The organism is Anaeromassilibacillus sp. D41t1_190614_C2 (genome assembly GCF_015558525.1).
Lineage (GTDB): Bacteria > Bacillota > Clostridia > Oscillospirales > Acutalibacteraceae > Anaeromassilibacillus > Anaeromassilibacillus stercoravium.
Genome location: NZ_JADMOD010000002.1, coordinates 140166 through 159157 on the forward strand (window position 1 = coordinate 140166; position 18992 = coordinate 159157).

Annotated in this window: 15 protein-coding genes; 5 read left to right on the forward strand and 10 right to left on the reverse strand. The window is 50.3% G+C overall.

The window, feature by feature from the left end; all coding sequences use genetic code 11:
- Positions 1-10: 10 nt before the first annotated feature.
- Positions 11-1390 carry a DNA repair protein RadA gene (gene radA, locus I2G69_RS03815; protein ID WP_195560244.1) on the forward strand — a complete coding sequence of 460 codons (1380 nt, stop codon included), beginning with the start codon at positions 11-13 and terminating at the stop codon, positions 1388-1390.
- Here the strand turns inward: radA and I2G69_RS03820 are convergent.
- Complete coding sequence (locus tag I2G69_RS03820) at positions 1387-1560, reverse strand: hypothetical protein (RefSeq protein WP_191395394.1); 174 nt, start codon at positions 1558-1560, stop codon at positions 1387-1389. The genes radA and I2G69_RS03820 overlap by 4 nt on opposite strands.
- Positions 1561-1765: 205 nt before the next feature.
- Between I2G69_RS03820 and I2G69_RS03825 the strand changes: the two genes are divergently transcribed.
- From I2G69_RS03825 to I2G69_RS14390, 4 genes are all read left to right on the forward strand, one after another.
- Complete coding sequence (locus I2G69_RS03825; protein ID WP_191362529.1) at positions 1766-2764, forward strand: efflux RND transporter periplasmic adaptor subunit; 999 nt, start codon at positions 1766-1768, stop codon at positions 2762-2764.
- Positions 2757-3941 (forward strand): ABC transporter permease, encoded by a 1185-nt coding sequence (locus I2G69_RS03830; RefSeq protein ID WP_195560245.1) that lies wholly within the window; start codon positions 2757-2759, stop codon positions 3939-3941. Before I2G69_RS03825 ends, I2G69_RS03830 begins: the two co-directional genes overlap by 8 nt.
- 716 nt (positions 3942-4657) lie before the next feature.
- Positions 4658-5689 (forward strand): tyrosine recombinase XerC, encoded by a 1032-nt coding sequence (locus I2G69_RS03835; protein ID WP_191362531.1) that lies wholly within the window; start codon positions 4658-4660, stop codon positions 5687-5689.
- A gap of 47 nt (positions 5690-5736) precedes the next feature.
- Positions 5737-6885 carry a glycosyltransferase family 4 protein gene (locus I2G69_RS14390; RefSeq protein WP_087232037.1) on the forward strand — a complete coding sequence of 383 codons (1149 nt, stop codon included), beginning with the start codon at positions 5737-5739 and terminating at the stop codon, positions 6883-6885.
- Between the two features lie 39 nt (positions 6886-6924).
- Here I2G69_RS14390 and xerD read toward each other — a convergent pair whose 3' ends face one another.
- From xerD to gltB, 9 genes are all read right to left on the reverse strand, one after another.
- On the reverse strand, positions 6925-7818 hold the full coding sequence (gene xerD, locus I2G69_RS03845; protein WP_191362533.1) for a site-specific tyrosine recombinase XerD: 894 nt from the start codon (positions 7816-7818) through the stop codon (positions 6925-6927).
- Positions 7819-7830: 12 nt separating this feature from the next.
- Positions 7831-8466: a stage II sporulation protein M gene (locus I2G69_RS03850; RefSeq protein ID WP_191362556.1), complete on the reverse strand. Its 636-nt coding sequence runs from the start codon at positions 8464-8466 to the stop codon at positions 7831-7833.
- Between the two features lie 319 nt (positions 8467-8785).
- Entirely contained in the window at positions 8786-10153 is a 1368-nt protein-coding gene (scfB, locus tag I2G69_RS03855; protein WP_191405396.1) for a thioether cross-link-forming SCIFF peptide maturase, read from the reverse strand.
- 115 nt (positions 10154-10268) lie between these two features.
- Complete coding sequence (gene scfA, locus I2G69_RS03860) at positions 10269-10415, reverse strand: six-cysteine ranthipeptide SCIFF (RefSeq protein WP_087232029.1); 147 nt, start codon at positions 10413-10415, stop codon at positions 10269-10271.
- Between the two features lie 72 nt (positions 10416-10487).
- Complete coding sequence (locus I2G69_RS03865) at positions 10488-10898, reverse strand: TIGR04086 family membrane protein (protein WP_191521173.1); 411 nt, start codon at positions 10896-10898, stop codon at positions 10488-10490.
- Between the two features lie 68 nt (positions 10899-10966).
- Positions 10967-11347, reverse strand: coding sequence for a preprotein translocase subunit YajC (yajC, locus tag I2G69_RS03870; protein WP_087232023.1), 381 nt, complete (start codon positions 11345-11347; stop codon positions 10967-10969).
- Between the two features lie 151 nt (positions 11348-11498).
- Positions 11499-12629: a tRNA guanosine(34) transglycosylase Tgt gene (gene tgt / locus I2G69_RS03875; protein ID WP_195560246.1), complete on the reverse strand. Its 1131-nt coding sequence runs from the start codon at positions 12627-12629 to the stop codon at positions 11499-11501.
- Positions 12630-12983: 354 nt separating this feature from the next.
- Positions 12984-14456, reverse strand: coding sequence for a glutamate synthase subunit beta (locus I2G69_RS03880; RefSeq protein ID WP_195560247.1), 1473 nt, complete (start codon positions 14454-14456; stop codon positions 12984-12986).
- Positions 14457-14466: 10 nt separating this feature from the next.
- Complete coding sequence (gltB, locus tag I2G69_RS03885) at positions 14467-18987, reverse strand: glutamate synthase large subunit (RefSeq protein WP_195560248.1); 4521 nt, start codon at positions 18985-18987, stop codon at positions 14467-14469.
- Between the last annotated feature and the right edge of the window lie 5 nt (positions 18988-18992).

Below are 18992 nucleotides of genomic sequence, written 5' to 3' on the forward strand. Positions count from 1 at the left end.
GTGCTCGAAAATGGCACAGAAAATGAAGAGTGTTTATGTTTGTTCGGAATGTGGATTTGAGTCCGCAAAATGGTACGGGAAATGCCCTGGCTGCGGACAGTGGAACACGATGAACGAAGAAGTGAAGGAGACTGCTCCGGTCAAAGGGAGTTTTTCTGCCGCAAGACCCAGCTTACATCGTCCGGTGCGGATCGACGAAATCAGCACAGAAGAGGAAGCACGTTACCATACCGGCTTGACCGAATTGGACCGTGTGCTCGGCGGGGGAATTGTCAAAGGCTCGCTGATTTTGATCAGCGGAGAACCGGGGATCGGCAAATCGACCATCCTCCTTCAAATCTGCGAGTTTTTGGGCCAGACCTTGCGCATACTTTATGTATCCGGCGAGGAATCCAGCCGGCAGATCAAGTTGCGTGCTGCACGCCTGGGGGTCAACAGTGAAAACCTTTATATTCTGACCGAAACCGATGTCCAGAATGTTGTGGAACAGATACGCAGCGACCAGCCGGATCTGGTGATGATCGATTCCATACAAACCATGAACTTTACCGATCTAAATTCCTCTCCGGGAAGCGTCACACAGGTGCGCGAGTGCACGAATGCCCTGATGCGGGCGGCAAAAGCGCTGGAAATTCCCATCCTTCTGGTGGGGCACGTCAACAAAGATGGAGCGATTGCGGGGCCCAAGGTCCTGGAACACATTGTGGATGCGGTCCTCTATTTTGAAGGGGACCGGCAGATGACCTACCGCATCCTGCGTGCTGTGAAAAACCGCTATGGCTCCACCAACGAGATTGGCGTATTTGATATGGGGGAGCACGGGATGCATCAAGTGGACAATCCCTCTTTGGCGATGCTGGCAGGCCGCCCGATCAATGTCTCCGGAACTTGTGTCACTTGCATCATTGAGGGTTCGCGTCCTATCTTGGCCGAGATCCAAGGGTTAGCCTCGACTTCAAATTTTGGAAACCCTCGCAGGATGTCGACCGGCTTTGACTACAATCGCATGTCCTTGTTGTTGGCCGTGTTGGAAAAGCGCGCCGGTTATTACTTCTCAAATTTAGACGCCTATATTAATGTGGTAGGGGGACTGCGTTTGGATGAGCCAGCGGCAGATCTGGCGGTCGCGATGGCGCTGGTATCCAGCCTGAAGGATTGTCCGATTCGCGACGACGCCATGGTCGTTGGGGAAGTGGGCCTTGCCGGAGAACTTCGCTCCGTTTCCCGCATCGAAGCCCGCATCAGTGAGGCCAAACGCCTTGGCTTCCGTCTTTGTGTCCTGCCGTATTCCAACTTGAAACAAATACACTCGAAACAGGAGGATATCCAATTGATCGGTGTTAAAAACGTCCGGGAAGCTTTTGAAGCATTGACCATGCCATCGGTTTAAATGCGCGGCTGCACGTCGTTGACTGGTGTCTCTGGCCGGACCCGCGGTGTCACTTTAATGCAATGAACACAACCGTCCCCAGTGTAATTTGTGATGGCAGATGGCATTTCCAAGCTGCAATACCCGTCACGCTGATAGATGCAATCCTCGTCACACTGAATGATGCTCATTCCCATTCACCTCTTTTCGCACAGGAATCATGAACTTGCATGGATATTTTAGACTTTTGCCGCCCAAAATATGCACAGCCTTCTTTACACGTTTCAATCCACTGTTTAATATGGATTGAAGCGTGTTTTTTCTATCAAAAGCTCTTGAAATGCAAGTATATTTCCGTAGATCGCTCGCAAAATAGAAAGGAATGGGGGAGTGGCAATGAAAAAATATGTACAGCTAATCACCTTTACATGCATGGCGATTGCAGCTATTTTGGTGGCTGGAAGAGTGATGAAGAGCAGAACCACACAAGCGACTGTTGTAAAGGTTAGTAGCTTAACTGTTGAAAGCTCTGTCACTTGCAGCGGAAAGGTCGAACGTGTGTCGGTTCGAAGCGTCTATCCCCCTGCTCCTGCTGCTGTTCAGAAAGTTTATGTGGAGATCGGGGATCATGTTGAGGATGGAGATCCCCTCATGGATATCCTGGTTACTGCTTCAGCCTCAGAGACGGAAATTCTCCAGGAAACATACGCCGCTCTGTTGAGCGAATATACGCAAACGGAAATTCCTTTTTCTGATTTTTCTTCCGTAGGACAAGAGGAAGATGCACAGCAATTGACCGCTCCAATCAGCGGCGAAGTGACTGCTGTTTCTATAACCAACCAAGGGACTTTGGAATTTGGTAAACCTGCGATTACCATCGCCAGCGACGAGGGGCTCCAGGTGCGTCTGTCCGTCAACGAATCGCAGATTTCGGATATTCAGGTGGGGCAACCGGCTGAAATCACTGGTGTGGGGTTCCATACCTGCTATACAGGTACCGTAAAAAGCATTTCTTCCGAAGCAAAGCAAGTGGTGTCTACCACAGGACAGGAAACCGTTGTTGAAGTGGTTGTGAGTGTTGATAATCCGGGGAATGATATTAAGCCAGGCTATACGGCCAAAGCAAAGATTATTACGGCGCAAAATGACAATGTCCTGATTGCACCATATGAAGCTGTGCGTGCGGAGGAAGACGGTTCGGAATACGTCCTAAAATTGAAAGGGCAGCGCGCGGTGAAAACCCCCGTGGAAACGGATGGAGAATTCGAAGACGGATTTGGGGTTACCTCCGGAATTGAAGAAGGCGATCAAATCATCATGAACCCAGATGCGATTTCAGATGGGGAACATGTAGTTGCACAGGTGGAAGAGGCAGAAGGTGATTCCCATGATTGATCTCATTCGTTCTGCATACCGAAGCTTAGGGAGAAAACGGGGCAGAACCGTCCTCACCATTTTAGGAATTGCCATAGGAGTCGCATCCGTAATTTTAATTGGCAATATCAGCCAATGCGGTACGAATGCCCTTACCACAGAATTGGAAAGCCTGGGCCTTGGAGGATTGACAATTTCCTGCAATGCGGAAGCGAACGTCTCTTTGGACGAAGAGGACTTGAACCTAGTTAAGCATTGTGATCAGGTCGAACAGGCGACGCCGATCCTCATGCAAAGCACGTCTGTCACTGTAAGGGATGAGGAGACCAACACTCTGCTTTGGGGAATTGACACATCTGCCAGCCAAATTGTTTCCATTCAAATTCTCTACGGCAGGATGTTCAGCAACAAAGAAGTCAGCACCGCTGCCAATGTATGCCTGGTAGATGAGGCTTTTTCACAGAAGGCTTATCATAGGAGCAATATCATTGGAAAACATATCTCCATTCAATGTGGTGGTGCGATGGAAGACTTTGAAGTCGTAGGGATAATCAAGACAGGGAGTGGCCTTCTTCAAAATATGTTGGGAAACTATATCCCGACCTTTGTTTATATCCCATATACGACCATGCAAACCTCCATGGGGCGTAGTAATTTCGATCAAATCGCTGTGAAAATCGATTCTAATAGCAACGTAGATCGTGCGGGAAATTCTATTACCGCGATTTTAAACCAGAATAATGGCACATCAGATGCCTTTGTTTCGAACAATCTGGCCAAACAAAAAGATGGCCTGACTTCTATTTTAGACATTGTTACGCTCGTACTTTCCGCTGTGGGGGCGATTTCCCTGTTGGTAGCGAGCTTGAGCATTATGACGGTAATGTTGGTATCGGTGAGCGAGCGCACGCGTGAAATTGGCATTAAAAAGGCGATCGGAGCCAGACAATTAGACATCATGCTGGAATTTTTGTTCGAGGCTGTCTTGATTTCCGTTATTGGTTGCGCGATCGGAATTGTAGCCGGCTATTTGGTTTCTTTTGCGGGTGCTTCAATCATTGGAATGTCCCTGGGAATCCGGTGGGATGTCCTTCTTTTGGCTGTGTTCTTTTCCTTATGCACGGGTACAACATTCGGAGTTTATCCTGCTTACAAGGCGTCGAAACTTCGCCCGGTAGATGCCCTGCGAATGGAATGAATCAAGATTGTAATGCTAACAATATAAAATATAAAATAAAATCTCCCAGCAAGCTGAACCGCACCTCATTTGTAGACAGTATGCTATACTGAAAACAAGTGAGGTGCTTCATTTGTAGAAACAATGCGAGTGGGTCTGAAATCAATGACAAGGGTATAATTAACCGCTGGGAACGAATCTATCTTGAAGAAGGCCTGGCGGTAGAACACCGAGGGCGTAAAAATACCGGCCGCCTTTTTGGGGTCACTTCAAGCGTAGGGGGATTTTATGAGGGCTGACTTTATGGAAGCCAAGGAAAGGTAAGCCACTGTTTGGCAGCATCCTCTTGTGTTACACTGTATTTACTGCTACCCTTAAACCAGGCGCTGCGATTCCTACGGAAAGGAGGATGGCCAACGCCGATTGGGCAAAACCCTTTTTTGTCTGTGCAGCGTAAATTGCCGGCAATACCTTGCGCGAGAGCGCCGGGAACGAACAAAGAGAAAGGAGCCCCGAAGGGCCCCTATTTTTTGAAGGTTAGGTAATTATACAAAATAAATATTTTGTATAATTTAGGGAGGGAGAAATGTTAAAATCAGGTTTTGTAAAACGGAAAGCTTAGGATCATTTTTAACCAGAGATTTTCGGACGACATTCAGTTTTTATGTTATAATATATTCAAGTCAACAAACGATATTTTAATCAAAATAAATCCAAACTTTTTTAGAGATGATAACATGAAACCAGAATTATTAGCAGAAGCTCCACAAATTATCCGTGAATTTTTAGGCTACCTAGGTACGATCAAAGGAAAATCCGAAAAAACAGTGGAAGAATATTATTTAGATTTGCGTACGTTTTTTCGGTACATTAAGCTATCCAGAAACTTAGTTAAAGATGATACGCCATTTGAAGAAATCTCTATATCCGATGTGGATATTGACCTGATACGTACCATTACTTTGACGCAGGTTTTTGAATACATGAATTATCTAACAAATGTTCGAAACAATAAACCAGCTACCCGATCCCGCAAAGTTTCAAGCCTTCGTACTTTTTTTAAATATTTGACCAATAAAACCAACCAATTAGACGTCAATCCTGTCTTGGAATTGGAAACGCCAAAATTGCGTTCATCGCTTCCCAAATACCTAACGTTCGAACAAAGTATCGATCTATTGACAAAAGTGGATGGAAAAAACAAGGAACGCGACTACTGTATTCTTGTTCTGTTCTTAAATTGTGGATTACGTCTTTCCGAATTGGTAGGCCTCAATTTGAGTGATGTGCGGCAAAGCTCCAACACGATGCGAGTGCTGGGGAAAGGAAATAAGGAACGAATTGTATATTTGAATGAGGCTTGCCAAGATGCAATCCGCCGATATTTGGCGGTTCGTCCGCACGATGGACTGATTGATAAAAAGGCGCTATTTATCAGCGCACAGCGTAAAAGAATCAGCCCGAAAACGGTTCAATACCTCGTCAAGAAATATCTTGCACAAATTGATTTAGGTGGTCCAGGGTATTCCGTTCATAAATTGCGACACACTGCGGCTACTTTGATGTATCAGCATGGCCATGTGGATATTCGCGTCTTAAAAGATATTTTGGGCCACGAAAATTTGGGAACTACAGAAATCTATACGCATCTATCCGACCAGCAGATGGAACAAGCGGCAAATGCGAATCCACTGGCCCACATAAAACCTCGGAGTGCCGTCACGAATCTGAAGGAGGATTCCCAAAGGAAAGATCACTCCAATGAATAGAATCTTAACGATAAAATCATAATAAAATAAATAGTAAGAGGTCTTATATGGCATTGAATCGAAAGCCCAAAATTTTGTTTTGTGCATCTACCTTGGGACATATTTTGCACTTCCATCTTCCCTATCTCCAAGCGTTTCGTTCCCTTGGGTACGAAGTCTGGGTCGTTGCAAGTAGCAGTCAGGAAATTCCCTTTGCGGATTTTGTGATCACGCTGCCTTTTGAAAAAAATTTGACAAGCCCTCGGAATTTGCAGGCAATCTGGAAAGCAAGGAAACTTTTCAAAGAGCATTCCTTTGATGTTGTTAGTACACACACAACCTTGGCCAGCGCGGTGATACGAGCAGCGATTCTAACAATTCCAGCCCGGCAGAGGCCGCTTGTTTTTTGCACGTCCCACGGGTATCTCTTTTCTGAAAAAGAAGGATGGAAAAAATGGCGCTATCTCCTGCCGGAAAAACTCTGTGCACGTATCACTGATGTAACCCTTGTTATGAATCATGAGGATCTTGAGATTGCACGGCAGCATCATCTCTATAAAGGGCAGCTCTGCTTCACCGACGGGATGGGCCTGGATCTGAAAAGATACCATCCCCTTTCAGAGGAAGCGCGTAAAGCGGCACGTAAGAAAGCGGGATATACAGATACAGACGTTCTCTTTGTCTATGCGGCGGAGTTTTCTCCCCGTAAAAATCAAGCGCTTTTGCTACGAGCGTTTGCTTCCGTTTCCAAGCGGCATCCGAAGATGAAGCTGCTCCTGGCTGGAACAGGAGCTCTTGAGGAGGAGTGCAAAGAACTTGCCAAATTGTTGCATATGGAGACGCAAGTTCAGTTTTTGGGGTACGTTGACCGGATGGGAGAACTTTATCCCCTGTGCGATGTGTCCGCAACATCCAGCCGGATTGAGGGGCTGCCGTTTAATGTGATGGAGTCCATGGCCTGCGGCCTTCCGGTGGTTGCCAGCGACATTAAAGGGCATCGGGAGTTGGTTCTTCCTGGCAAGACCGGGTTTTTATTTCCCAGTGGAGATCAGGAGGCTCTTGAGCAGCAACTCGAAGCGGTATATCAATTGCGCGACCAATTGGATTCTTACCGGCACAACGCCTTGCTGCACATCCAACGATACCGGTTGGATCGTGTACTGCCGGATAACATCAAGATTTATACGGATGTGATTGGCCGGACAAAGAAAAAATAGCAGCTAGTTTTTAAACTAGCTGCTATTTTTTCTTTTGTGTTATCCCAGCTTTGCACGAGGATGGCATTGATTATACACCTCTTTAAAATGGTCGTTCAATAGGTGCACATAAACCTGCGTAGAAGAAATATCCGCATGTCCCAACATAGCCTGGATGTCCTTTAAATCGGCTCCATTCTCCAATAGATGCAGGGCGAAGGAATGGCGAAGGGTGTGAGGGGTGATTTCTTTTGTGATCCCTGCTTGTTCTGCATACCCTTTTACGATTTTCCAGAACCCCTGCCGGGTCAGACGTTTCCCGTTCAAATTGGTAAACAGAGCTTGTCCCCCATCTGGGGAAAGGATGAGGCTGCGAACCCGGAGAATATAATCAGAGATAGCAGCTACCGCGGTGGCATATACAGGAATCATCCGCTCTGATTTGCCATTTCGGCAGCACAGCATTCCCGTTCGCAGATTGATGTCGTTGACGTCAAGAGCCACCAGCTCTGAAGAACGTATCCCGGTAGCGTATAGAAGCTCCAGCATCGCCTTATCGCGGCACCCTTTTGGTTCCGTGGGATCAGGCTGGCTGAGGAGCAAGTCGATTTCCTCCCCGCTAAGAATCTGCGGCAGCTTCTTAGGTGCCTTTTCCAATTTGATATTCCGCGCGGGGTTGCTTTCTGCAAAACCGCTCTGCATGAGAAAATAGTAGAAACACCGGATGGAAGCGACATTCCGTGTAATAGTCGCATTGGATTTTTTCAAACTCATCAAATTTTGAACATACCGTTCCATTTGGGCTTCATCAACAGAGGCAGGGTCATCCAATCCTTGTTGCGATAAATACGCCAGAAAATGCTCCACATCGCGAAGATAGGAGTCCAGCGTATTGTCTGAGACGTTTTTTTGATTTACCAAATAGTCGCTGAAATCCAAACAAAAGTCCTTCATGTTCTTTACCCCTTAAAACGAAAAAAGCCCCGCAAAGCAGACCGTCGTCAGCAAGTCGAGAAGCGCCGCCAAAAAACACATCGCCAAAACAGCGCCATAGCGGAGACAATACAATTTCATCCCAGAACCGGCGGTCCCTGTAATACGGCGGGAGAACCGCATACTTTCCCTTCCTGCCAGCAATAAAGCTAGGCAACATACAAACGCGCCGGGAAGGATGACGAGGAAGTGAAAAATCACCCCGTGAAAACCATGTGTGGCATAGAGATATCCGGAAGTTAGGCCCAGACCAAGCCCCCGAAAGAACAGAATCGCTGGAACGGCAAACACCCCCCACAGCGAAAGGCCGCAAAGAAAACATGCCAACACAAACAAGAACGAGGATGCAAAAGATGCAGAGAACACAGAAAAAACCGGTTGTGAAGCCCTCTCCTGAAAGTTGCTGTAAAATAGAAAATCCACCTTATCCAGTATGGAAACGTCTACATTCCGGGTGATCAATGCTCCCGATACCATTCCGACCAAAAAGCACAAGGCCAACAAAACCGCTGCTAAATTTGACCGCACTGCTTCGATCAGGCTAGCCTTATCAATCAGATGTCCCTTCCATCGATCGAGCTGAAAAACGTTTGTCCCTTTTATATGCATCACGTACCGCCTCCCCAAAGGTTGCTCACTTTAAAGGTATGCGCGGCAGGGGACAAATATGATTTTTCAGCCCTGCTTCTGAAAAACATCTCGCTCTTATCAATTTATCTAGTATATACTATAATACATTTCAAAATGTAGTGCAATATCCCAAAGAATATTTCTTGCATTTTCATGCAGAATTGTTACTCTATGCAGATATCAATTATGTAAACCGATTTAAGATTATGTAAACAACGTTATGTAAATTAAAAGTGCATAAAAATACACGCGGGTGTATATTCCGCATCCGCGTGTATAAAACACCTCTTATTGGGCCTTATTCTGCCAGGGCTGCCTGAATCATTACAGCACATTCCAGACGCTTTTGCTCCAACGCGCAGGCAATCGAATGAGGCTTGTGGATATCACCCTCATACTGCCAGTTGTTGGCGTTGCATCCGCCGCTGCAATAGAACTTCGCCCAGCAATTCTTGCACTGCTCCTTGCTATACACATTGGCAAGCGCAAACATGTTTTTCCGTTCCATGTCGTAGCTGCCGTCCAGCACATTGCCCATCTTCCATTCGTCCTCACCGACAAACTGATGGCATGGGAAGATATCCCCTTCGGGCGTCACAGCAACATACTCATTGCCGCAGCTGCACCCGCGAAGCCGTTTGATTGCACAGGGGCCCTGGTTTAAGTCGATCATAAAGTGGAAGAAGTTAAACCCTCTCCCCTCTTTCTTTCTGGCAATGATGGTGTTTGCCAGACGCTCATATTCCTCAAACACACGGGGAAGGTCTTCCTCCTGGATGGAATAACTGAGTTTCGGGTCGGATACCACGGGCTCCACGGAAACCTGGTCAAAGCCGAGATCCACCAAATGCAGGACATCCTCGGTAAAGTCCAAATTATACTTCGTAAAGGTGCCGCGTGCGTAGTAATCCTTGTCCTTCCCGCGGGTAGCCACCAATTTCTGGAAGCGCGGCACAATGGTGTCATAGCTGCCGCTTCCGTTTGTACGTACACGCAGGCGGTCGTTGACCTCTTTCCGCCCGTCGATGGAAAGGACCACGTTCGACATCTCACGGTTGATAAAGTCGATCTTATCGTCCGTCAGCAAAAGGCCGTTGGTGGTGATTGTAAAGCGGAAGTTTTTGTTGTGCGCCTTCTCAATGCTACGCGCATAGGCAACTGTTTCTTTCACCACGTCAAAGTTCATCAACGGTTCTCCGCCGAAGAAATCCACTTCCAGATTGTGGCGCGGCCCGGACTTTTCAATCAAAAAGTCGATGGCTTTTTTCGCAACTTCCAGAGGCATCAACATTCTGCCGCGGCCAAAGTCCCCCTTTGCTGCAAAGCAATATTCGCAGCGCAGATTACAATCGTGCGCAATGTTCAGGCACATGGATTTGATGGGAGCATTCGTCATCATTGTGGCAAACTTTTCGTACTCGTCCGCTGAGAAGAGCTGGCCTGAAGTATACAATTCCCGCAATTCGGCATAAGCCTGGGTGAGGGTTTCTTCATCGAACTGCCCGCGGAGCGCCTCCATCATATTCTGCGGCGGCAATTCCGGGACACAATCTTCCTTTTCCAGGTAGTCCAACATCAAAAAAGGTGCTTCTTCAAAGAGATGTACGGCGCCGCTATTTGTGTCCATCACAATGCGGTAGCCGTTCAAACGATATTTATGTATCATGTACTTTTCCCCATTTGCACAAAATTTAAGGGACAGGTTTCCTGTCCCTTTGGTCTCTTGGTCTATGTGCGAGCCGGACCCGCTACAAAAAACGTGCCCTTCGCAATATGAAACCTTAGCGATTGGCGTTTTCGCACTTCTGGTTGGCAACCGTGCAGGAAGTCTTGCATGCGGACTGGCAGGACGCCTGGCATTCGCCGCAGCCGCCTTTCACAGCGCTTTCCTTCAGATTGGCCTTATTCAACGTTTTGATCTGCTCCATGATAAAACCCCCATTTCTAAGTCTTGAATATTCTTTGTTCATTATAGCACAATCTACTCGATAAGAAAAGGGCTATTTTATTTTGCTCTTTTTACTCACAGAAAGCAACCCGCCAATCGCACCCGCTAAAACCATCACTGCTAAGCGCGTGAGGGTCGTCAGCACGGGTGCCCCATGAAAGACGATCACACCCGCAAGCAAAAACAGGATAAATAATAGAAGCCCAGAGATTGCCCCAAACAGCAGACCATTCTTTTTGGAAACCTTCGCCGCAAAGAATCCCGCTGCAAAAGCGCTGAAAGCGGAAACCGCAATAATGATGGGGTTGATCGCAAATTGCGGGATATAGCTTGCCTTTACAAAGCCAAAAGCAAAGAGAGCCAAAAGTCCCGCACATAAAACCGCTCCACATACCGCCCCGATCACGACCGCGCGTACCGCTCCCAATACGGTGCTGTTTTTATTGGATCTGGTCATTTTCATCACACGCCCTCCTCCACTATCTGCTTGATAGATATGCGGGGAACGCGTTCGGTATTCGTCCACCGTGCTTATTTCTTAAACTTGAACTTTCCAGTTTTTTCTTTCTTTTCTTCCTTCTCTGCAGGCTCTTCATGCTCCGTATCCACGCTGCCGATCGCCCAACGCTTCACACGCAGCTTTGCACGGTCCGTGCCCGTCTCGATGATAACGGTATCCGTGTCTTCCTTAATGCTGATGATGCGGCCCACAATTCCACCGATGGTCGTAATTTCATCGCCGATCTGCGCGTTTTTGCGCATGGCTTCTTCCTTCTTTTTCTTCTTGGAAGAAGGGCGGATCAGCAGCAGATAAAAGCCCACAATGATGACTGCATAGAAGATCAGGATTGTCCACATGCTGCCGCCAGAACTTGCCTCTGTGGTGTTTGCTAGAACCATAAAGTTTTCCATTATACGATACTGCACCTCCATAATGATAAGCCCATCCACTCACAACCATCGTGCATTCGAACGGTTTTGGCGGGCACTCGTGCTACTCATTATAGCAATAAATGGGAAGGCATGCAAGCGTTTTAATCGCTTTCCCAAAGGAATTTCCGTTTTAAATCCGTTTTCCGAGCTTTGCAACGTTTTCCTCGTAAAACGCATCAAATTGATCGTTGTCGAGCGCTGTACGGATACGCTCTAAGAGCGTGTTGTAAAAATAAATATTGTGCATCACGCAAAGGCGCATCGCCAACATTTCCCCGCTCTTAAAGAGATGATGGATATAAGCGCGGGAGAAGTTGCGGCAGGCCGGGCAGTCGCACGTCGGGTCCAGGGGAAGCGTGTCCAGCTCGTATTTGGCGTTCATCAGGTTGCGGCATCCCTCCCAAGTAAAGGCATGGCCGTGGCGTGCGTTGCGGCTTGGCATCACGCAGTCAAAGATATCCACACCGCGCTTGACCGCCTCCAGAATGTTGACCGGCGTCCCCACACCCATCAAGTAGCGGGGCTTATCCGCTGGCATCTCCGGTTCGACAGCCTCGATGATACGGTACATCTCCTCCGCCGGTTCTCCCACCGCCAATCCGCCGATGGCATATCCGTCTAGGTCCAGCTTCCGGATCTCGCGCATGTTTTCTATGCGCAGGTCTTCGTATGTGCTGCCCTGGTTGATCCCCCAGAGCATCTGCTTGGGGTTGACTGTATCCGGCAGGGCATTGAGCCGGTCGTGTTCTTCCTTGCAGCGGTATAGCCAACGAACAGTCCGTTGACAGGAAGCGCGGGCATAGTTGTATTCCGCCGGGTTTTCCATGCACTCGTCAAAGGCCATGGCGATGGTAGAACCCAGGTTGGATTGAATCCGCATGCTTTCCTCCGGCCCCATGAAGATCCGGTGCCCGTCGATATGGGAGGCAAAGGTTACGCCCTCTTCCTTAATATTGCGCAGCTTTGCCAATGAAAACACCTGGAAACCGCCGCTGTCCGTCAAAATTGGCCCCTGCCAGCGGGTAAATGCGTGCAGGCCGCCGAGCTTTTTCACCGTCTCATCGCCAGGGCGCAGATGCAAATGATAGGTATTGCAAAGCTGTACCTGGCATTTCAACTCTTTTAAATCGAGTGCGGACACCGCCCCTTTGATCGCACCGGCGGTCGCCACATTCATAAAGGCAGGCATTTGGATGATCCCATGCGGTGTAACAAATTCCCCGCGGCGGGCTTTGCCCACCTGTTTGATTAATCGGTACATAGATTTCTTTTTCCTTTCAAACGATCACATTCCTACAAAAAGCCCCAACATAGTTTCTGAGGATAGTTGTGGGAAAATCAGAAATTTCCATTTGTGTTGTAAGGCTATTATTATAACATAGGAATCGATTCAGAAAAAGAGCCATTTTTGTTCCGTTTCGTATCGTACCGTTCCCGTTCCAGTCCCATTAGTCAATTGGCACAGAAACGCAGAAGCGAAGTGGCAATGGAAAATTCCAGAACCACTTCGCTTTCCAGATGCAGCGCATCTATTTTTATGTTTACTGGTCCATCCAATAGAATCTCTCTTCATTCCTTGGACGGCGCCATGTGTGTAACCTTTGCGATGAGTCTCTTACATATTGGAGTATCCTTCCAAATAAGCGTCTACCTCTTTGGCACATTCCCTGCCCTCTGCAATGGCCCAGACAACCAGGGATTGCCCACGGTGCATGTCTCCGGCAGCAAACACGCCGGGGACATTGGACGCATATTTCCCCGCCTCCGTCTTGACCGTATTCCGGGGAGAAAGCTCCAATTGGAAAGCGTCGGCGATATATGTCTTGCATCCGGTAAACCCTGCGGCGATGATGAGCAAGTCGCAGTCGATGACCTCTTCACTGCCAGGGACTGGGCTGTATTTGCGGTTTTCATCAAAGGCCAGGCGGACGATTTCGATGGCCGTCACATTTCCCTCTTCGTTGGTGATCACACGGTTGACCGTGGTACAGTACCGCCGGGGGTCCTTTCCAAATACAGCGATCGCCTCCTGCTGGCCGTAATCGGTCTTGCAAGTTTTAGGATACTCGGGCCATGGGTTGTCGGCACTGCGCTCGTCCGGGGCTTTGGGCATCATCTCCAGCTGCACCACCGACTTGCAGCCATGGCGCAGGACGGTGCCAACGCAGTCGTTGCCCGTATCGCCGCCGCCGACAACGACCACATGTTTGTCCTTGGCGTTCACATACTGCCCATCTGCAAAGTGGGAATCGAGAAGGCTCTTGGTGTTCCGTGTCAGAAAATCGACGGCAAAGTAAACACCCTTCGCCTCTTCCCTTCCCAACGCTTGGATGTCGCGGGGTTGCTCCGCGCCGCAGCAGAGCACAACCGCATCGTACTGCTCCAACAGAGCTTTGGGAAGGAGGTCGACGCCCACGTTTGTGTGGGTGATAAACCGCACGCCCTCTTCTTTCATCAGCTCCACACGGCGATCGATGACCGCCTTGTCCAGCTTCATATTGGGAATCCCATACATCAGAAGCCCACCGATCCGGTCGTTCTTCTCATATACCGTCACATGGTGGCCCCGCTTATTGAGCATGTCGGCACAGGCCAGACCTGAGGGCCCCGAACCAACAATCGCCACCTGTTTATCTGTACGGATCTCCGGGATACAGGGCTGCATATAGCCGTCCGCAAATCCTTTTTCAATGATGGAGCGTTCGTTCTCTTTGATGGTCACCGGCCGGTCGTTTACGCCGCACAGACACGCCACCTCGCAGAGCGCCGGGCATACCCGGCCCGTAAATTCCGGGAAATTGTTGGTCTTTAACAGACGGGACAGCGCATGCCAGGTATTGCCGTGGTAAACCTCATCGTTCCATTCTGGGATCAGATTGTGCAGCGGGCATCCGGTCGCCATGCCGTGCAGCATCATACCGGATTGGCAGAATGGGACGCCGCAATTCATGCAGCGCGCCCCCTGCTTTCTGCGCTCTTCCTCGGAGAGGGCGCCGTGAAACTCATCAAAATCGCGGATGCGTTCCAGGGGACTTCTCTCCGGTGTTTCATCTCTTTGATACTCTAAAAAACCTGTTGCTTTCCCCATATCGCTTCTCCTATCTCCGTGTATTCTGATAAAACGCTTCGATCTCTGCTTCTTCCCGGCTCATTCCTTTTTTCTCCATGGAAGAAATTGTTTTGAGCATTTTCTGGTAATCGTTGGGCATGATCTTTTTGAACAGCGGCACAAAGGCCTCGAAGTCCGCAAGGATCTCTTTTGCCAGGGCAGAACCGGTGTTCTCAAAATGTTCCGAAAGGATCGCCTTCAGCTCTTCGATATCATGCTTTTCCGTCAGGTTTTCGATGGTTACAAGTTCCTTGTTGACCTTTCGATATAGATCGTGTTCCCGGTCGAGCACATAGGCGATGCCGCCGCTCATACCAGCGGCAAAGTTTTTGCCCGTCCTCCCCAGAACGACCGCAACACCGCCGGTCATATATTCACAGCCGTGGTCCCCTACGCCTTCCACCACAGCGAGTGCGCCCGAATTGCGCACGCAGAAGCGCTCACCGGCAATTCCGTTGATAAAGGCTTTGCCGCTTGTGGCTCCATAGAGCGCCACGTTGCCGATGATGACATTCTCTTCCGCTGTAAAACGGCTTCCTTTCGGCGGGAATACCACCAATTTCCCTCCAGACAGGCCCTTTCCGAAATAGTCGTTGCTGTCGCCGGAAAGCCGGATTGTAACGCCTTTGGGAAGGAATGCGCCAAAGGACTGGCCTCCGCCTCCGTGGCAGAGGATCTGGTAGGTATCCTCTGGAAGCGAATGGCCAAACCGCTGCGTCACTTCCGAGCCAAACCGCGTGCCGACCGTCCGGTCCGTGCTGGAAACCTGCAATTCCACCTGCCCCGGTTTCCCGTTCATCAAGTTCTGATGAAGTTTTGGAAGGATGACCCGTTCATCCACCGTCTTTTCCAACGCAAACGCATAGGCATCTTCCTTGCGGTAATGGCAAGTCCCCTGGTATGGATGGTTCAGAATCTTGGTGAGGTCCACCAGCTTCCCGCGGGGCGCTGCGGAATTCTCACGCTTTTTCAGCAGGTCTGTCCGTCCCACCAATTCGTCGATCGTGCGGATGCCCAGCCGCGCCATGATCTCCCGTACCTCTTCTGCGATAAACCGCATAAAGTTGACGATATACTCGGGCTTCCCGGAAAAGCGCTTGCGCAGCTCCGGGTTTTGGGTGGCGATTCCAAACGGACAGGTATCCAAATTGCATACGCGCATCATCATGCACCCCATGGTGACCAGGGGCGCTGTGGCAAAACCGAATTCCTCCGCGCCCAGCATGCAGGCAATGGCCACATCCCGGCCGCTCATGAGCTTGCCGTCTGTTTCAATCCGCACATGGGAACGCAGGCCGTTTTTCATCAGCGTCTGATGCACCTCGGACAGCCCCAACTCCCAAGGCATGCCGGCGTTGTGGATGGAGTTGCGGGGGGCCGCGCCGGTGCCGCCGTCGTAACCGGAAATCAACACGACGCTTGCGCCCGCCTTGGCCACGCCCGCCGCAATGGTCCCGACGCCGGCCTCCGACACCAGCTTGACGGAAATATCCGCGTTGTGGTTGGCATTTTTCAGGTCATAGATGAGCTGCGCTAAGTCCTCAATAGAATAGATGTCGTGGTGTGGGGGCGGCGAAATCAGGGAGACGCCCGGCGTGGAATAGCGGGTCTTTGCAATCCACGGATAGACCTTTCTGCCAGGTAGGTGTCCGCCCTCACCCGGCTTCGCCCCCTGCGCCATTTTGATCTGGATCTCTTTCGCGGAGACCAGGTATTCGCTGGTCACGCCAAAGCGCCCGGAAGCCACCTGTTTGATCGCGCTGCAATACTCGGAGGAAAGCCGCTCCGGAAGCTCGCCGCCCTCGCCGGAATTGGATTTGCCGCCGATCTGGTTCATAGCGAGCGCCATGCATTTATGCGCTTCCTCCGAGATGGAGCCGTATGACATGGCGCCGGTTTTAAACCGCTTGACGATGCTGTCCACTGGTTCCACTTCTTCCAGAGGAATTCCGCCGTCCGGATCGAACACAAAGTCGATCAGGCCGCGAAGCGTGTGGGGCCTTGTCTCGTCGTCCACCATAGCGGTATATTCTTTAAATTTTTCATAACTCCCCGACCTCGTAGCCTGCTGTAAGGCGACAATGACCTGCGGGGAATAGAGATGGTCGTCTTTGTCCTTTCCGCTCCGCAGATTGTAACTGCCGGAGGAATCCAGCGTTGTGTCCACGCCCAGCCCCAGGGGATCAAACGCATGGGAATGCCGCACATGGATGTCCTGGTCGATCTCCTCCAGGCCGATGCCCTCCACCCGGCTGACGGTATTGGTAAAATAGGCATCGATCACCGACTTTTTGATGCCGATGGCCTCAAAAATCTGAGCGGATTGATACGATTGCAGCGTCGAAATGCCCATCTTGGATGCAATTTTGACCACGCCGCTCAAGATCGCTTTGTCGTAATCCTCAATGGCCACATACAGATCCTTATCGAGCATGTTGTTTTCGATCAGTTCTGCAATGGCTTCATGGGCAAGATAGGGGTTGATCGCAATCGCGCCATACCCTAACAGGGTTGCGAAGTGGTGCACGTCGCGGGGTTCCCCGCTTTCCAGGATAATGGAGATCGCCGTGCGCTTCTTGGTCCGGATCAAATACTGCTCGATTGCGGACACCGCCAAGAGCGAGGGGATCGCTACGTGGTTTTCATCCACCCCGCGGTCCGACAGGACGATGATATTGGCGCCGTTCTTATAAGCTTTGTCCACCTGGACGAACAGCCGGTCCAGCGCCCGTTTGACCGGTGTGTTTTTATAATATAGCAGGGAGACCGTGTCGGTCTTGAGCCCCCGCCGGTTGAGGCTTTTGATCTTGAGCATATCCACGCTCGTTAAAATCGGGTTGTTGATCTGCAGCACCATGCAGTTCTCCGCCTTCTCCTGGAGGAGGTTCCCGTCCGACCCAGCATATACGGTCGTATTGGTGACGACTTTTTCCCGGATGGCGTCGATCGGCGGGTTCGTCACCTGGGCAAAGCTCTGCTTAAAATAATTGAACAGGGGCTGGTGCTTGTCGGACAGCACCGCGATGGGAATATCGATACCCATGGAGGCGGTCTGTTCGTTCCCGTCGCGCGCCATTGGAAGAATGGCCGTCTTCAGATCTTCATATGTGTAACCAAACGCCTTGTACAGCTTATCCCGCAGTTCCTGCGGGTGTGTCTCCACCTTGTGGTTGGGCACCTTGAGCTCCGAGAGCTCCACGACGTTCTTATCCAGCCATTCGCCATAGGGCTGTTGGTGTGCATACGTGCTTTTGAGCTCTTCGTCCGAGATGATCGCGCCGCGCACCATGTCGACCACCAGCATCTTGCCCGGCTCCAAGCGGGATTTCTGCACAATTTTTTCCGGCGGGATATCCAGCACCCCCACCTCGGAGGCGAGGATCACGGTGTCGTCCTCCAATACATAGTAACGGGAGGGACGCAGGCCGTTGCGGTCCAGCGTTGCACCCACAAGGTCGCCGTCGGAGAACAAAACCGCAGCAGGGCCGTCCCAGGGCTCCATCATGGTGGCGTAATAGCGGTAGAAGTCTTTCTTTTCCCGGCTGATGTTGTCATCGCTCTCCCAAGGTTCTGGGATCGTAATCATCATCGCCTTTGGAAGTTCCATCCCGCTCATCACGAGGAATTCGATGGTGTTGTCCAGGATTGCCGAGTCGGAACCATTGTCGTCCACCACAGGGAGGATCTTATCCATATCCGCCTGAAGATCGGGTGAGAACATCGTCTCCTCCCGGGCAAGCATGCGGTCTACATTGCCGCGGATCGTGTTGATCTCGCCGTTGTGGAGCAGGAAGCGGTTCGGATGAGCGCGTTCCCAGCTTGGGTTCGTATTGGTGGAGAAACGGGAGTGCACCAGCGCCATGGCGGAAACGTAATCCTCGTCCTGCAAATCCGAATAGAACTCCCGCAGCTGATTCACGAGGAACATCCCTTTGTAGACAATCGTCCGGCTGGATAGGGACGCGACATAGGTGTCGTTGCCGCTCTGCTCAAAGGTGCGCCGGACCACATACAATTTCCGGTCAAAGGCAATGCCGCTGGGGATCTCCTTCGGCTTCTTGATGAAGCATTGATAAATCTCCGGCATACAGTCGAGCGCTTTCTGGCCCAAGATTTCGGGGTGGACTGGGACCTTCCGCCAGAATCCAAAAAGCAGCCCCTCTTTCTTTACAATGACCTCCAGCATCTTTTGCGCCTGCGTGCGCAGGAGTTTGTTCTGGGGAAAGAAGAACATCCCCACGCCGTATTCCCGCTCGCCACCGATGGAGACGCCCTTTTCCCGGGCAATCTTTTCAAAGAAGGGATGGGAAATTTGCAGCATGATTCCCACGCCGTCGCCAACTTTTCCGGTGGCGTCCTTGCCTGCGCGGTGTTCCAGCTTTTCTACAATCTTTAACGCATCGTCAACCACCTTGTGGCTTTTCTTCCCCTTGATATTGATAACGGCGCCGATGCCGCATGCATCGTGCTCGAACGATTCCTGATATAGGCCGTTTTGTCGTTGTTCCATGGTGA

Bases quoted from the DNA above. Each gene is read 5' to 3' on its own strand.
- radA (WP_195560244.1), top strand. From the start codon at position 11: ATGGCACAGAAAATGAAGAGTGTTTATGTTTGTTCGGAATGTGGATTT.
- I2G69_RS03820 (WP_191395394.1), bottom strand. From the start codon at position 1,560: ATGAGCATCATTCAGTGTGACGAGGATTGCATCTATCAGCGTGACGGG.
- I2G69_RS03825 (WP_191362529.1), top strand. From the start codon at position 1,766: ATGAAAAAATATGTACAGCTAATCACCTTTACATGCATGGCGATTGCA.
- I2G69_RS03830 (WP_195560245.1), top strand. From the start codon at position 2,757: ATGATTGATCTCATTCGTTCTGCATACCGAAGCTTAGGGAGAAAACGG.
- I2G69_RS03835 (WP_191362531.1), top strand. From the start codon at position 4,658: ATGAAACCAGAATTATTAGCAGAAGCTCCACAAATTATCCGTGAATTT.
- I2G69_RS14390 (WP_087232037.1), top strand. From the start codon at position 5,737: ATGGCATTGAATCGAAAGCCCAAAATTTTGTTTTGTGCATCTACCTTG.
- xerD (WP_191362533.1), bottom strand. From the start codon at position 7,818: ATGAAGGACTTTTGTTTGGATTTCAGCGACTATTTGGTAAATCAAAAA.
- I2G69_RS03850 (WP_191362556.1), bottom strand. From the start codon at position 8,466: ATGCATATAAAAGGGACAAACGTTTTTCAGCTCGATCGATGGAAGGGA.
- scfB (WP_191405396.1), bottom strand. From the start codon at position 10,153: ATGATACATAAATATCGTTTGAACGGCTACCGCATTGTGATGGACACA.
- scfA (WP_087232029.1), bottom strand. From the start codon at position 10,415: ATGGAGCAGATCAAAACGTTGAATAAGGCCAATCTGAAGGAAAGCGCT.
- I2G69_RS03865 (WP_191521173.1), bottom strand. From the start codon at position 10,898: ATGAAAATGACCAGATCCAATAAAAACAGCACCGTATTGGGAGCGGTA.
- yajC (WP_087232023.1), bottom strand. From the start codon at position 11,347: ATGGAAAACTTTATGGTTCTAGCAAACACCACAGAGGCAAGTTCTGGC.
- tgt (WP_195560246.1), bottom strand. From the start codon at position 12,629: ATGTACCGATTAATCAAACAGGTGGGCAAAGCCCGCCGCGGGGAATTT.
- I2G69_RS03880 (WP_195560247.1), bottom strand. From the start codon at position 14,456: ATGGGGAAAGCAACAGGTTTTTTAGAGTATCAAAGAGATGAAACACCG.
- gltB (WP_195560248.1), bottom strand. From the start codon at position 18,987: ATGGAACAACGACAAAACGGCCTATATCAGGAATCGTTCGAGCACGAT.